The sequence below is a fragment of the Symbiobacterium turbinis genome (assembly GCF_055383075.1).
This window is the reverse complement of record NZ_AP042433.1, coordinates 1,729,645-1,743,992: the sequence shown is the minus strand read 5'-3', so window position 1 is coordinate 1,743,992 and position 14,348 is coordinate 1,729,645. Positions and strand designations below refer to the sequence as shown.

13 protein-coding genes are annotated in these 14,348 nt (G+C 66.5%); 9 read left to right on the top strand and 4 right to left on the bottom strand.

Annotated elements, in window-relative coordinates:
• Positions 1-15: 15 nt before the first annotated feature.
• A complete protein-coding gene (locus ACZ45O_RS08315) occupies positions 16-414 on the bottom strand; it encodes a hypothetical protein (protein ID WP_464857361.1) in 399 nt (132 codons plus the stop codon).
• Positions 415-442: 28 nt separating this feature from the next.
• Here ACZ45O_RS08315 and ACZ45O_RS08310 point away from each other — a divergent pair, with 28 nt between their 5' ends.
• The 8 genes from ACZ45O_RS08310 to ACZ45O_RS08275 all read left to right on the top strand — a co-directional run bounded on the left by ACZ45O_RS08310 (position 443) and on the right by ACZ45O_RS08275 (position 10,232).
• Positions 443-2,152, top strand: coding sequence for an RNaseH domain-containing protein (locus ACZ45O_RS08310; RefSeq protein ID WP_464857359.1), 1,710 nt, complete (start codon positions 443-445; stop codon positions 2,150-2,152).
• Between the two features lie 144 nt (positions 2,153-2,296).
• The gene (locus ACZ45O_RS08305) at positions 2,297-4,258 is read left to right on the top strand and encodes a GmrSD restriction endonuclease domain-containing protein (protein WP_464857357.1); all 1,962 of its coding nucleotides are present in this window, start codon (positions 2,297-2,299) and stop codon (positions 4,256-4,258) included.
• Positions 4,259-4,438: 180 nt separating this feature from the next.
• Positions 4,439-4,762 (top strand): hypothetical protein, encoded by a 324-nt coding sequence (locus tag ACZ45O_RS08300; protein WP_273380841.1) that lies wholly within the window; start codon positions 4,439-4,441, stop codon positions 4,760-4,762.
• 855 nt (positions 4,763-5,617) lie between these two features.
• Positions 5,618-6,766: a stalk domain-containing protein gene (locus tag ACZ45O_RS08295; protein WP_464857355.1), complete on the top strand. Its 1,149-nt coding sequence runs from the start codon at positions 5,618-5,620 to the stop codon at positions 6,764-6,766.
• A 130-nt stretch (positions 6,767-6,896) separates the two neighbouring features.
• Entirely contained in the window at positions 6,897-7,520 is a 624-nt protein-coding gene (locus tag ACZ45O_RS08290) for a TetR/AcrR family transcriptional regulator (RefSeq protein WP_464857315.1), read from the top strand.
• A gap of 17 nt (positions 7,521-7,537) precedes the next feature.
• Entirely contained in the window at positions 7,538-8,077 is a 540-nt protein-coding gene (locus ACZ45O_RS08285) for an ABC transporter permease (protein ID WP_464857353.1), read from the top strand.
• 88 nt (positions 8,078-8,165) lie between these two features.
• Positions 8,166-9,350: a copper amine oxidase N-terminal domain-containing protein gene (locus tag ACZ45O_RS08280; protein ID WP_464857351.1), complete on the top strand. Its 1,185-nt coding sequence runs from the start codon at positions 8,166-8,168 to the stop codon at positions 9,348-9,350.
• A 15-nt stretch (positions 9,351-9,365) separates the two neighbouring features.
• Entirely contained in the window at positions 9,366-10,232 is an 867-nt protein-coding gene (locus ACZ45O_RS08275; protein ID WP_464857349.1) for a hypothetical protein, read from the top strand.
• A gap of 246 nt (positions 10,233-10,478) precedes the next feature.
• On the opposite strand, the gene ACZ45O_RS08270 is transcribed toward ACZ45O_RS08275, so the two are convergent.
• The 3 genes from ACZ45O_RS08270 to ACZ45O_RS08260 form a co-directional block, all read right to left on the bottom strand.
• Positions 10,479-10,661 carry a hypothetical protein gene (locus ACZ45O_RS08270; protein ID WP_464857347.1) on the bottom strand — a complete coding sequence of 61 codons (183 nt, stop codon included), beginning with the start codon at positions 10,659-10,661 and terminating at the stop codon, positions 10,479-10,481.
• A 298-nt stretch (positions 10,662-10,959) separates the two neighbouring features.
• On the bottom strand, positions 10,960-12,828 hold the full coding sequence (locus ACZ45O_RS08265) for a tetratricopeptide repeat protein (RefSeq protein WP_464857345.1): 1,869 nt from the start codon (positions 12,826-12,828) through the stop codon (positions 10,960-10,962).
• Positions 12,825-13,091, bottom strand: coding sequence for a hypothetical protein (locus tag ACZ45O_RS08260; RefSeq protein WP_464857343.1), 267 nt, complete (start codon positions 13,089-13,091; stop codon positions 12,825-12,827). The genes ACZ45O_RS08265 and ACZ45O_RS08260 overlap by 4 nt, the downstream gene beginning before the upstream one ends.
• A 517-nt stretch (positions 13,092-13,608) precedes the next feature.
• On the opposite strand from ACZ45O_RS08260, the gene ACZ45O_RS08255 reads away from it, so the two are divergent.
• Complete coding sequence (locus ACZ45O_RS08255) at positions 13,609-14,226, top strand: 50S ribosomal protein L25 (RefSeq protein WP_464857341.1); 618 nt, start codon at positions 13,609-13,611, stop codon at positions 14,224-14,226.
• The last annotated feature ends 122 nt before the right edge of the window (positions 14,227-14,348 follow it).

Sequence of the window (14,348 nt, the reverse complement as noted above, 5' to 3'; positions counted from 1 at the left end):
AGACTCTGTGGTGTGCTAGAGGGAAGCCGTGCCTTCACCCAGCCGGTTCAGCGCAGCAAACACTCCGCCGTGTTCCTCCGGTCGCCGCCCCATCTGACGGCGGTACCAGTCCCCCACATCCAGCAGGAAGTGGAGCGTGGCGTCCGGACCTTCCCGCCGGGGGGTGAGGGCATCGAGGTCTGTGTCCGGCCAGAAGCGCAGAACCCGTTCGGCAAGGTACTGGCTCCACTCTCCGGCCAGCGCTCTCGCCCTGACAAGCCAGCGTCTGAGCGTCTTCTCCGAGAGCCAGCTGACCGTCGGGCTGCTCAGTCGCCGGGCCAGGGTGCTCCAGGGCAGCCCTCGCCGCACCCGCCCGCGAACCACGGCTTCTCGCACCAGCGTGATGAATCGGGCGTACGGTTTCTGAAACGCCACCTGGCTGGACGGCGAGGCTCGCCTTCCCGTGTTCGTTCCGATCACGATCCAGCACCGTTGGACCCCCGGTCCTGCCGGATGGCAGGCCGAGACAGGCTGGGGTGACGCGCTGATGGCGGCGGTACTTTCGGATTTGAGCCTGAGCCCCTTACCTGACGTTGGTGACATCCTGCGGAACTTGGAGCGCGCCCGCCAGGAGGGCATCGACGGTTTTGTTGCGGCTCTGGTCCACCCGCCACAGGAGAACGGTCACAGGGTTCGCCCAGGCCTCGGTGTGGCGGATCTCGCCCAGCTGTTTGACTCGATAAGCAAGGCGGTGCCGTTTCTCGTCCCTGTCGAACCCAGCCCGAGGAACAAGCTGGGAAACGCAACCCGGAAGAACCGGCTCCGCAAGTGGACGGACATCGGCGTCGACGAGCGCCATAAAGCTGTGCTGGCAACCTGCGCGGAGCCGCCGACCATTCGGCTCTTCTGGCAGACCGAGGCCATGCGGGACGCCGTTACCGAAGCCCTCAACCGGGAGTTCGGCGGAGCCATAGTCGTCACCCCGGTGCAGTTCGGGGAGTTGGGCCGCCGTCTGGAACTCCAGGACGGCTCGCGGAGTGCCCAGTGGGCTGCGGTGAAGCGGCGGGCCGAAGAGGTTGCCGCTGCAGTAACGGGCGAAGCACACGGAGCAGTGGTGGAGCTTCAGTGGGACCGTCAGGGCGGGCACACCAGCCCTGCGGATCCCAAGGCGGCGATTCGCCTGGGCCTGGCCAGAGTTGGCATGGTCAGTCAGTTCCTGCAGCCGCCTGACGAGGAGCAGAAGGAACTGGTCACCGCTGAGAACCACCGGGTGACCGGAGCGGTACGTGACCTGATGCGGCAGCTGGGGATTCTGCTAGACTGGCCCAGGCCGGTGCTTCGCGGTGAGGCAGTGGCGGGAACCTCGCTGGTCGGCCTGATGACAATTCGGAAGAGCACCGGTCGAAGGGGGAGGCGGCGGTATGACACCGCGTATCTGCCGGTCATGGTCTGGATGAGCACCACAGACTCGCGGATTCGGGTGCACTACCCCGGTGCTTCCGGATGGGCGACCTATCGGGAGGCGGCCACTCAACTGGCGGTTGCGGCGGAGACCGATTGGTATGACAATCAAGCCGCTGTGCACCACTGGCTCCAAGAGCGCCTCTTGCAGGACATCCTGCCCGAGGGGCGGACGCTTCTGTTGGTGGACGGGTACCGGACCCGGAACTGGTGGGGTTGGATGACCAACACCGCCGTGACCGTAGATGACTTGAAGTTCGGCGACCGGAAACAGCTGTGGGCGCCGGTGAACGACCCGCTCTGGGAGAACCTGCGCATCGTGCGTATCTTGTCGGGCGACAGCGAAGAGACGGCCCAGTGGTTTGGCACGGACGACGAGGAGAGGGTCGGAGTGCCGCACGGTCTGTTCCGGCTGTCGGAGCGAACGTTCCTCAGTGCACAGGAGATACCGGGGGCGACCAAGAAGTTCTTGCGACCGAGTGACAGTAAGCTGGACAAGCCAGGAAAGCAGGGGTGGCTCCCGCGGTTGATGGAGGCGGTGGTTCTTCTCAACGCGCCGGGTGAGGACCCTGCACAGTGGGCGGCGGTTGCGCATCACCTGCGGATTATGGCCTCTCACCACCGGGAGGCGCTCATGCTGCCGCTGCCTCTCCACTTGGCGACATGTCTCGAGGAATACGTGTTGCCGCTGCCGGAGGAGGACCAAGACTGATCGCGAAGGTTGCCTGGTCGGCGGAAGGCCCTTCGGCCGCTTTTCCTAGCCGGGGAGAGGAACCACCGACCGAGGTGCCTAACCAATACACATGCCAACGTCAGGAGCGGCTGGCCCCGCCGCTCCAGGGAGGTGGAGCACGGCGTGAAGATCTCGATCATCCTTTCCCACATCGACACGGGCCACATCGCCTTGCCCGAGTTTCAGCGCGGCTACGTCTGGAACCGCGATCAGGTGCGCGGCCTCTTCGATTCGCTGTACCGCCGCCACCCCATCGGCGGGCTGCTCGTCTGGGTAACCGAGTCCAAGTCGGCGGTGCACCGAGGCGAGGGTCCTCTGGCCCCCGGCGTGGTGAAGCTCCTGCTGGACGGCCAGCAGCGCATCACCTCGCTCTATGGAGTCGTTCGGGGCAGGCCGCCGCGGTTCTTCGAGGGCAACCCGCAGGCGTTCACCGGCCTCCAGTTTCACCTGGAGACCGAGACGTTCGAGTTCTACCAGCCCGTGAAGATGAAGGACGATCCCCTCTGGATCGACGTGACCGAGCTGATGCAGAAGGGGAACGACGGGATCGGCGAGTTCATCCAGCGGCTGAGCGCCCGGCCGGATCTGATGCCGAAACTCTCGACCTACTTCGGCCGCCTCAGCCGGCTGCTGGGCATCCTCGACGTGGACCTGCACGTCGAGGAGGTCGCCGGTGAGGACAAGACCATCGACGTGGTGGTCGACATTTTCAACCGGGTCAACAGCGGGGGCACGAAACTCTCCAAGGGCGACCTGGCCCTGGCCAAGATCTGCGCCGAGTGGCCCGAGGCCCGGGAAGAGATGAAGGCCAGGCTTGCGAAGTGGGAGGCCGCGGGCTACCACTTCGACCTGGACTGGCTGCTGCGCTGCGTCAACACGGTGCTCACCGGGGAGGCGAAGTTCCAGTTCCTCCACGACAAGAGCGCTACGGAGGTGCAGGATGCGCTGGAGCGGGCGTGCCGGCACATCGACACCTGCCTGAACATGATCAGCGGCCGACTGGGGCTGGACCACGACCGGGTGCTCTTCGGCCGGTTCGGCATCCCGGTGATGGTCCGCTACCTGGACACGCACCCACTGCCCCTGAACGAGCGGGAGCGGGACAAGCTGCTCTTCTGGTTCCTGCAGGCCGGTATGTGGGGCCGCTTCTCGGTATCCACCGAGACGACCATCGACCAGGACCTGGCTGCACTGGAGGGGCCGGGCGGCGGCCTCGACAGGCTGCTGGAGCAGCTGCGGCTCTGGCACGGCAGCCTGCGGGTGGAGCCGGACCACTTCACCGGCTGGAGCCTGGGCGCCCGGTTCTACCCGGTCCTGTACATGCTCGCCCGCATGGGGGAGGCGCGGGACTGGGGCACGGGCCTGCCGCTTAGGGCAAACCTGCTGGGCAAGATGAGCCGGCTGGAGGTCCACCACATCTTTCCCAAGGCGCAGCTGTACAAGCGCGGATACCAGCGGCCGGAGGTCAACGCGCTGGCCAACTTCTGCTTCCTCACCAAGGACACCAACCTGAACATCTCGGATCGGCTGCCGGAGGCGTACTTCGAGGAGGTCGAGGCGCGGCACCCGGGTGCGCTTGCGTCCCAGTGGATCCCCATGGACCGCCACCTGTGGAAGATCGATAACTACCCCGCCTTCCTGGAGGTCCGCCGGGCGCTCCTGGCCGAGGAGCTGAACCGGCGGATGGCCGAGCTGCTCCACGGCGAGACGCGGTGGCTGGAGGGCGTCCCGGCGCCAGCGGCGCCTGTGGCTCTGGCGGCGCCTGCGCCCGTGGTTCTGGGCCAGGTGGCGGAGGATGAGGAGCAGGTCCTGGCGGAACTGAACGCCTGGATGAAGGCGCAGGGGCTGCCGACGGGGATCGTGGGCTATGACTTCGCCGATCCTGGGACCGGGCAGCAGAAGGCGGTCTTCGACCTCGCCTGGCCCAACGGCATCCAGGAGGGGCTCAGTCAGCCGGTGGCGGTGCTCCTGAACGAAAGCAGCGAGGTGCTTGCCATTGCCAGCCAGGCCGGCTTCCGGTGCTTCACGACACCCGGAGACTTCCGCCGTTATGTGGAATCGGAAATTCTGGCTGCGGCCGACTGAGCCAGGATCTACAACGTTTTTAGCCTGATCATTCAGCCTGATCGCCGAATTGCAACGACTCCTTGGTCGAGGAGCGACCGGACGGTGGACGGAGATCGTGGTCCGTCACCCGTGCGCCCGCAGATGATCCAGCACTCGTCGCACGTCCCCTCACGCAACTACAGAAAGGTGGCCGCACACATGGCTTTCCGCGCCTTCATCTGCGCCCCGAACCGCTCCTGGGATCCCTTCCACGTCCGCAACGAAGCCGTAGGCGTCCTGTTGGTCTACGACGACGGCAACTACGACTGCAAGTTCAAGACCGTCGAGGACCAGGGCGAAGTGCTCACGATCCTCGACGGCGTGAACTGGGACAACCCCGAAGTGGCCGACTACATCCGGGAGCGGATGGACCGGCCTCCGACCTGCGCCTTCTGGGAAGTGGAGGTGCGGGAAGGAGACACCGTCGACACCATCTTCCAGCGGATGCTGGACGCCGAGAAGGCCGCCGACGAAGGGCGCTAACCCATCGCCGCAACTCCACCGTCGGCCCCGACTCCGCCGTGCGGATCCGGGGGCCGATGCGCGCGTGAGCGTGCGGCCAGCGCGGCCCTGGTGGGCGGAGCCATCTCGAGCGTGAGTCACTGGATCGCCTACCGCCGGGGCGAGATCGACGTTCGCCGCCGGCGTTATCGATATCGGCGCCACGACCCTGGCGTACGTGAAGGGCGAGATCTCCGGTGACGAAGCCCGCGACCGCATGATCGGCACCGGCGTTTCCACGGTGGGCGGCATGTACAGCGCCTACCTCGCCGAGGCGCTTCTCGCCTCCGGCGCCGCCGTGGCCGCAGCCTCCATGGCGGGTACTGGCTGGCGTCCTCCATCTACCAGTCCTGCCGGGCGATCGCGCAGGAGGCCGCGCTCGCCAGGGAGGAGGCCGAGCGGGTCGAGGCGCTCTGCGCCGAGGCCGTCCGCTTCCTGAAGGCGCGGCAGGCGGAGTTCGAGCGACTGTGTGACGAGCCCATGGCGGAGCGCAAGCGGGAGTTCGCCCGCTGCTTCGCGGCCATCGACCGTGGCATGACGGCCAACCGGTCTGAGGAGACCGCCGAAGCCCTGGCCGACCTGGCCCTCCTGTTCGGGCATGAGCTGGCGTACGGCACCTTCGCGGCGTTCGACCGGGCGATGCGGAGCCCGGGGCCGCTGGAACTCGGAGCAGTTCCACGACCGATGATCAGGGCTGCGGGGTGCCAGGCTCCAGCAGTCCTGTTGTCTAGCGTTGCACCAGCCAGCGAATGTGCATGTGATCTCGTTCACAGGAGGAGTCCCGCGATCAAAGTTCGAATGTTATAGTCATTCTGTTGTGGGAGGGAGTCCAAACCCATGCGGCGCGTGCTAGCCCTACTCATGATGCTGACCGTTATGCTCGTTCCCGCTCTGGCCCAGGCGGAGACCACGGTCCGCCTGGTGGTGGACGGGGTCGAGGTACAGACCGACGTGGCTCCTGTCCTGGAGAACGACCGTACGCTGGTGCCCATCCGTGCAGTGACTGAAGCCCTCGGGTTTGAGGTGGAGTGGGACCAGGAGACCCGCACGGCGACCCTGACCAAGGGCGAGACGACGATCCAGCTCACCGTGGGCAGTCCGGAAGCCGTGGTCAACGGGGAGAAGGTGGCGCTCGACGTGGCCCCCTTCATCGTCTCCGACCGCATGATGGTCCCTGTTCGTTTCGTCGCCGAGGAGATCGGCCTGCTGGTCGACTGGGAGCACGAGACCCGCACGGTGCTCATCACTTCGCAGCCGCCAGCGGATGAGGCTGCGGAGACCGGTGAGTCCGACGAGAATGGCGAGGCGGATGAGGCCGGCGAGCCCGCCGGTGCGGTGGACCCGGCCGCCCTGGAATTGCTCGCGCAGGCTCATGCCGCTTCCGAGGTGAACGTCCGGCAGACGGGCCACTTCACCGTGACCATCGAGGGCGGGCTGATTCCCGTCGATTCCGAGATGTTCCTCGAAATGTACCAGGAGACGCCGGAGCGGGCCCTCGGCTACAACACGGTGCGGGCCTTCGGGATGGAGCAGACGATCGGGGTTGCCGTACTGGACGGCCAGTACTGGATGCAGGACGAGACGGGCGCATGGGCTCAGATGGCGCTGGAGGAGATGGCGCCGACGGATCGCCTGTCTGACCCGTCCGCCCTGGTCAACCTGAACCCCGCGGAATACGACTGGTCCAGCGCCACCGTTACCCGCGAGGCCTACGAGGAGACCGAACTGCAGGTCGTGACGGTGGTCATGGACAAGGCGGGACTGGCCGCTCTGATCGGTGAGGCGTCCGAGCTGATCACCGACGTTCGGATGGAGGCCCGGTACTGGCTCAACGACGACGGCACGCTGCATCACATCGATGTGTATGTCGAGACCATCGCCGACGAGCCGGTGCCCATGCGGGTGGTCATGCAGGGCACCGTGTTCTTCGAGCCCTGGGACGGGACCATCGAGTTCCCGCCCGAGATCACCGGTGCTGCCGAGTAGTCGGCGGCCGGAGCGGGCTTTTCCCCGGATCGAGCAAGGTGTGGGGCTGCGGGAGCGGGATTCCCGCAGCCCCTGAGCTTTTCCGCCTTCTCCCGCGATCCGCCCGTTGACAACGGGCCCGGCATCTCCCATGTCCCCCCGTCCGAAGAACCCGCCGCCGGACCGGCGGGCGGAGATCCTCGACGCCTCCCTGCGGCTCTTCGCCGAGAAGGGGTACGCCGAGGCCACCAACGCCGAGATCGCCAAGGAGGCCGGGGTCACCGCGGCGGCGCTCTACTACTACTTCCCCAGCAAGGAGGAGCTGTTCAGGGCCGCGGTGCGCCAGCACATCGGGCGGTTTGTCCCGACGCTGCGGGCGCTGACGGCGCAGGCGCCCGCGGACGCCTCCGGTCCGGAGGCCGTCGGGATGATCCTCCGGAGCGCGCTGGCTTTCTTCACGGAGGAGAAGACGCAGCTGGTGCTCCGGATCGTCCTGGCCGAGGGGCCCCGGCGCCCCGAGATCCGCCAGATCTGGATCGACCAGATCACCGGGATCTTCGAGTTGCTGGCCCCCTTCGTGATGAACGCCATCGCCTCGGGGCAGATCCGCCCCATCGACCCCCGGCTGATCTTCATCCTGCTCCAGGGCCCCATGCTGTCGACCGTGATCATCCGGGACCTGCTGCAGGTTCCCGCGCTGGAGGGGCTCACCAACGACGCCGTGGTCGACGCGGTCCTGGAAACCACGCTGGCTGGCCTTCGGACCGACGGCTGAGAGAGGAGGAACACGCCGTGTTCCAGCGCATCCTGGCCCTGGCCCAGAAGGAGTTCATCCAGATCCGGCGCGACCGGCGGAACCTGACGATGATGCTGGTCCTGCCGATCCTCTGGCTCATCCTCTTCGGCTATGCGTTCACCTTCGACGTGGGCGAAGTCCCCGTGGCCGTCGTCGACCGGAGCGGCACGACCATCGGCGCCGCCGTGGCCGACGCGCTCCGCAGCTACGACCGCTTCGTCCCCGCCGACCTGCCCGAACCCTCTGAGGCCGGCATCCGGGAGGCGATCTTCCGGGGCGAGGTGGTGATGGGCGTCCTCATCCCGCCCGGCTACGGCGACGAGGCGGATGCCGAGCTGCACATCCTGCTGGACGGGGCGAACCTCTTCGCCGCCCAGAGCGCGGCCCGCCTGATCCCGGGTGCGCTCGAGCCCGCCCAGGAGGTTGTGCGGGCGGAGCTTCAGGCCCGCACCCGGGCGCATGTGGCGGAGCTGATCGCCGAGGCGGCCGAGGCGCGCAAGGCTGAGGTGCTCGAGGGAGCGGCGAGTCCGCCGTGACGCCCCTGCCGTTCCCCCGGGCAAACCTCTGCCCGGGGGTTTTCGTATTGGTTATGGGAGAACGAACAACATGGGGGAGTGGGAACCGATGAAGGGGGATCACACACGCCGTGCCAGGTGGCTGGCCTGGCTAATGCTCGCGGCGCTGCTCGTGCACGGGCCGGTGGGGGCGGGAGCGGAGGAGCCGCTGCAGCCGGAGGTGGCGGAGTACCCGGCTGAGAACTACGAACCCGGTCCGGGATGGCCGGAGGGCTGGACGCCGCCGCCCCCGCCCGAGGGCATGTCGGAGCAGATGCGGGCGGAGGTGGAACAGGCGCTCCGGGACAATCCGGATATGTATGATCGGTACGACTGGTGGGTGTGGGATCCGCTTCCTGCCTGGACCCAGGAGTATCCCTGGTACTGGGAGGAGGACTGGATGGTCTGCGGGACGACGATCCACGTGTACGCCTATCCGAAGCCGGATACGCGGTTGATCCAGCAGGTCTTCGACCGGTCGTACGTCGTGGGGCGGCTGCACCTGAAGCCGTGCAGGTATGAGCCCATGCAGTACATCGTGGCCGTACGGGAGTTGAGTGAGGAGGAGAAGCTGGCCGAGGGAAGGCGCGCAGAGTACCTGTATTGGGTGGACAAGTCCCACCCTGGATTGGGGCGAGACGATGGTAGTGAGAGCAACGGCAGCCCCGACTACATCTACGTCTACCTGAACCAGGGGGACGCGGCGAAGCGGTTTGACACGCCTGCGTACCTGGACACCGCGGTCAACCGTGTGCGGGTGCCGATTCGGTTTGTCAGCGAGATGATGGGTGGTGAGGTGTCCTGGGATCAGGATAACCGACGGGTAACGATCCGTTTTCCAGCCGTTACCCGTGAGACCACGAAGGTGGTTCCTGTTCCTGGATATGATTACGCTGATCTGTTTGATCCTGAAGAGTACCTTCCAAACGGCCACCGATTCTCGTTGGAGAAGCGAACCGTCAGCACACCGGAACGTACCATCGTACTCACCATCGATCACCCGGTCGCCATGGTAGATGGCCGGGAAGTGTTTTTGGACGCCCCGCCGGTGATTCGGAACGACAGGACGATGGTGCCCGTTCGGTTCATCGCAGAACAGTTGGGTGCCAAAGTCTACTGGGTTGGTGCTGAACCCATCTTCCGGCTCGACGATGGGAGCATGTCGGGCAGATACCAGGTTCACATCTTCACGCCGTTCTTCCCCCTGTACGAGTACCCCAGCTGGTACCTGGAAAACCGGGCTGTGAGGCACTAAGGGGGTGGGCGAATCATGAACTGGCGACGTTGGGTTGCGGGGGGTCTTGTGTTCTCTCTTTTCCTGTTACCCGGACCCGCGGCGCTGGCCGAGGACTGGATCACCAAGGGCGGTTCGCCGCAGCGCATGTCGACGATCTCTGATCCGCAGGGCTTGATCGAGCTAAGACCGTATTGGGAGACAGAGCCGTTGGGGGAGAGTGCGTCCCAGCCAGTTGTTGTGAATGGAGTGATCTACCATCTGGCAGGCTCTTACCTCTGGCGGCTGGATCTGGATGATCTTCAACGACCGGTTGGTGAAGCCGTCGCAGTCAGTGATCCGGTGAAGCGGAAGAGAGTCGAGTTCAACGTGGCACCTGGGGGCGCGTTCATCGCCCCGCAGTCCAGCCCCAGCTATAGCCCGCAGACTGGTATTCTGTATTTCGGAACTGGCTATAGTTGGCTCTGGGCGTACCACACCACAGAAGGCTGGTTTCGACCCGCCGAACTGGACTTGGGTTGCCCTATTGTGGGCTCGCCGATCGTCATCCACCACCAGGGAAGGGATATCGTCGTAGTCGCCGATCGACCCAACTACCCTGGGGAAGAGTCGCGGCCAGAGGGTCGACCACCTTGCCCCAGGAGTCATGGAAAGGTGTGGGTGATCCAGGCTCTGGACGATCCCAGTCGCATTCCCCACGTGCAGCATTACGAAGCGGCAACCACCAAGCAGGATGATGGTGGATTCGGCGGGTTCATCACTCCCTCCGCAGTGCTGGCGCCAGCCCATGGCGAGAACCCCAGTTTCGTCATCGGTACCGATGGCTTCGAGGGCGGACGAGCCGTGCGACTGGCTCTTGACTCAGGACAACGATTACCGCCCCTACCTGGTATGGACGGTTGACGGTCCCGCCGGTTTTGCCGGCAACTTCACTTCTGACGGAACCAACGCATACTGGCTGGACACTCGCGGGTACCTATGGGGCGCGTCGCTGGCCAGGGGCCGCGAACCCGAGGGTTGGTCTGGCTACTCCATTTCCCTGCCCGCCCTCATCGGCGCCAGGAACGCCTTCACCAACACCGAACCCGCGGTCGAGGTCCGCCAGACCCCGGACGGCCCCGAGACCCACCTCTACGTCACCCTCCGCAACTACACCGACACCGGCGCGGGCCTCCGGGACGGCCCGACCGGCAGCGACGGCGCCGTCGTCGCCCTGGGCCCCGGCGGCGAACTGAAGTGGTACCGCAAGTTCGGCCCGGCGGACCGGCTGGGCGAGCGGATGGCCTCCCTCAACACCGCACCGCTGGCCCTGACCAGCCGGGGCGCGCTCATCTTCGGCGACGTGAACGGCCACATCTACAGCTACGCCCTGGACACCGGCCAGCCGGCCGGCGGCGACGGGCGGCCCGCGCTCATCCAGCCGGAAGGGCGGGCGCCCACGGACCGGCTGTTCCTGCTGAAGGGCGACGAGCAGCCGAACACCGGCCCCTACAACTTCTCCCAGGTCTCAGGCGTCGGCGTCGATCCCGCCTTCGCCCACGGCCTGCTGCTCGTCGGCGTCAACTACACCGACGCTTCCGGGACACGAGCAAAGGGACCCGCACTCCCCGATGGGGTGCGGGTCCTTTCCTCACTGGAGCAGCGGCCGCAGCTCGACCGGGACCACCGCGACCTTATGATTGCGCCCATCCACCTGGGCCCGGCCCACGTGCAGGATGCCGAGCGCCCGCAACCGCCCGATGGTGGAGGCGGGCGGCTTGTCTTCCCAATAGAAGCCGTCGCCGGTCTGGTCGCCGAACCGGCGGGTCAGCCGGTGCAGCTTCACCCAGCCGCCCTCCGCCAGCACGAAGCTGAGGGCTTCCCGCACCGCAGGCGGTTCGTCCGCCAGCACAGCCTGCAGCCGGTCGGCATCCAGCATCGCCGCGGCCAGGACCTTCTCCCGTTCGGGGCGGCGGCGCTGGGGCTCGATCGCGAAGCGCTGTGCGGCCGCGTTCAGCCAGGGGACCGGGATGCGCCGCAGGGCGGTGGCCAGCTTGACATCGAGGCGGATGGGACGCTCGTCCTGCTCCTCCCGCATGGCGTCCATGAACGCCGCGATGTAGGCCTGGTGGTCTTCGATAAAGCCGTGGTCGCCCTCTACTTCCGCCCGGATCGCAGCCTTGAGGCGTTCGAGGTCCCGACGGAAGTCGGGGGACAAGCGGCTGGCATCGATCTCATCGGCGAACCGGCGGGCCGCCTCGATTTCGCCCATGTCCAGGTGGATCAGGGCCAACCGGAACAGCACCGCGGGCTGCTCCGGCATGAGATCATGCAGCATCCCCAGGAGCACCAGCGCCTCATCCAGCTTCCCCTGTTCCCGGAGGAAATCCGCCTCCAGCACCGCGGCGGGGGGATAGAGGACCGGCCCCTCGCGCAGTTCGACCACTCGCTTCATGGCGGCCTCCCGCTTTCCCTCCCGCCACAGGCGGCGCGCCTCTGCCACGGCGTCCTCCAGCTCCGGAATGGGCCCGTCGGGCACCTGCTTCATCTGCACGACAATCTCCGTCCGGCGGCCCTGGTGCACGACCGGGATGGGCTGGCCCGGCTCGAACACGCCTGCCTCCACCAGCGCACGGGCCGCGCCGAACTTGAGGCCGATGGGCAGGGAGGCGCTCTCCAGGATGCGCCGGCCGAGGTCCATCCCCCAGTCGCCGGTGCGGCGGATGATCTCCGCCACGAGCGTGACCTCTTCGTCCGGTTCCTCATCGGCCATGGCGAACACCGTCGCCAGCATGTACAGGCGGAGCGAGCCTTCCACCGGCAGCTTCTCGGCCTGCTCGGGCGTCAGGTTCCGCAGCAACTCGGCGTCAGGGGGGTCGCTGTCCAGCTGGAACGGCGGGATCACGCCCCTGTCCGTCCACTGCGCGACGAGGACGTACCCCGACAGAGGGCCGACCCAGGCGGGGTCGCGCACCCGCTCCCAGATGCGGATGGCCTGCCTGTACTTGCCCAGGTTGAAGGCGGCCACCCCCGCGAGGAAGGCGCCCCGGGCAAGTTCCCGCCCGGGCCAGCGGTTGTGGAGGTCCAGGACGAGCCGGTAATCGCCCAGCTCCATAGCAGCTTCCTTGATGATCGTCGTGTACTGGTTCCACTCCTGCTCCGTGCCAGCGAACGCGCGAAGGCGGAACCGGCCGGCCTCGAAGTCGCGGACCGCCCGCTGCAGGCACTCCCGGGCCCGCTGTAGGTCGCCCAGGGCGGTATAACAGCGGCTGGCCAGGGCGTGGCGGTACGGGTGGATCAGCGCGGGGTCCTGCAATTGGTCCAGCACCTGGAGCGCCTCGGCCGGCTTGTCCTGGTAGTAGAGGGCGGTCGCCCAGTTGTTGAGGGCAGCCACGAGCCCCGCCTCCTGCCACGCTTGCCGGAAGCAGGCGATGGCCTCGTCAAGCTGCCCCTGCTGCATGAGTTCGCTCCCCTGTGCGGTCAACGCGATCGCCTTTTCTGCGATGGGCGGGTTTGTCATTCGTCTGGACCTCCCGGAGGTGGATTCGCGTAACACGATTTCCTGAGACCACTGTAACATCTGGTCACCGCTGCGGGGAAGCCCGGTCGCAGCTCATCCCCGGCGTTTCCCTCCTGCGTGCAGCCGGCCAGGATGAGGCGGCCGTCGGCCAGCATGGCCTGCAGCCGCCGGAAATGCCGCTCCACCGCATCGGTTTCCGCACGCGTCGGGTCGGTGACTATCTCCGGACGGACGGGCCGCAACAGGTAGAGCCACTGGCTCACCTGAATACCCCCAGATCCCCGGGTAAGAACGACTGGCCAATGAATGAGTCAATTACCGCACGCCTTGACCAAAGCCCTGCAATCGAGAGTGAACCTCGCCCACCTCAGGCTCGGAGCGTTCGCAAGACCCTCGACATGTTCCCATTCGGAACGGGCATTTTCGGGGGTGCGGGCGCTGCCTTCCCGGGCGTCGGCCTCGCCGGCTCGGTGGCCGTGCCGGCAGTGGGTATGGGCATCAGCTGGGCCCTGGACGACGGCTTCAACCGGCAAACGGACTTGGTAAGGAGGAGCATCCAGAACCACCGCGGGTGCGAGGCCGAGCAGGCGAAGATGAAGCCCATGAAGAGGCGGGCCCGACAGGAAGCCCGGCACCGTGGTGGCGGATTCATGGATAGGCCGTGGCTGGGGGTGGGAGAATATGCTTCCCAGAGTGTTGCGGGAAGCGGTATTTTATATATAGGGGGTGTTCCGGGTGGCCGGAGCACCTGCCAGACTTTCTTGACAGGGGGGATCGTCGATGAATGCAGTGTTGCAGTTGGAGGCCAGAACCCGGGAGACCGGTTCCCGGGCAAGCCGGCGGCTGCGGCAGGCCGGGTTCGTACCGGGTATCATCTACGGTCCCGGTGTGGAGCCGCTGGCCATAAGCGTTCCCACCATCCAACTGGAGCGGTTGGTCGACCGGCACGGCCGCGGGCATCTCATCAACGTCCACGTGGAGGGGGAAGCCAATCCCCGGCAGGTGGTGATCAAACAGCTTCAGCGGGACGTCCTGACCGCTCAGGTGACACACGTCGATTTCCTGCAGGTCGACATCCACCGGACCATCACCCTTACGGTGCCCATCGCCGTTGTGGGGGAGGAGCAGGCGAAGCGCCGGGGTCTGATCGTGACCCACGAGCTGGCCGAGGTGGAGATCAAGTGCCGGCCCACGGAGATTCCGGAGGCGATTACGCTGGACATCTCCGGCGTGACCGAGCCCGGGCCGGTGACGGTTGCCAGCCTTGCCGCTCCTCCCGGCGTCGAGGTGCTGGAGGATCCCGACACCGTCGTCCTCTCCTGCACCCTGGGTTTCGGGGGCGTGGCGGAGACAGAAGCGGAAGGAGAAGAAGGGACTTCTTCCGGTCCCGCGGCGTGAGCGGGAGAAGCATGTACCGGGGCACCCCCTGGGCGGGAGTGCCCCGGTTTTTCGTCCCATCCCGGGGGCCGATTGGCGCGCTCTCACCCCGGACGGACTCCGCCGGACCGGCGAAGAAGGCG

Excerpts from the sequence above, each read along its gene's own strand:
- ACZ45O_RS08300 (WP_273380841.1), top strand. The coding sequence starts at position 4,439 with ATGGCTTTCCGCGCCTTCATCTGCGCCCCGAACCGCTCCTGGGATCCC.
- ACZ45O_RS08295 (WP_464857355.1), top strand. The coding sequence starts at position 5,618 with ATGCGGCGCGTGCTAGCCCTACTCATGATGCTGACCGTTATGCTCGTT.
- ACZ45O_RS08290 (WP_464857315.1), top strand. The coding sequence starts at position 6,897 with ATGTCCCCCCGTCCGAAGAACCCGCCGCCGGACCGGCGGGCGGAGATC.
- ACZ45O_RS08280 (WP_464857351.1), top strand. The coding sequence starts at position 8,166 with ATGAAGGGGGATCACACACGCCGTGCCAGGTGGCTGGCCTGGCTAATG.
- ACZ45O_RS08275 (WP_464857349.1), top strand. The coding sequence starts at position 9,366 with ATGAACTGGCGACGTTGGGTTGCGGGGGGTCTTGTGTTCTCTCTTTTC.
- ACZ45O_RS08270 (WP_464857347.1), bottom strand. The coding sequence starts at position 10,661 with ATGAGCGCGCCCCGGCTGGTCAGGGCCAGCGGTGCGGTGTTGAGGGAG.
- ACZ45O_RS08265 (WP_464857345.1), bottom strand. The coding sequence starts at position 12,828 with ATGACAAACCCGCCCATCGCAGAAAAGGCGATCGCGTTGACCGCACAG.
- ACZ45O_RS08255 (WP_464857341.1), top strand. The coding sequence starts at position 13,609 with ATGAATGCAGTGTTGCAGTTGGAGGCCAGAACCCGGGAGACCGGTTCC.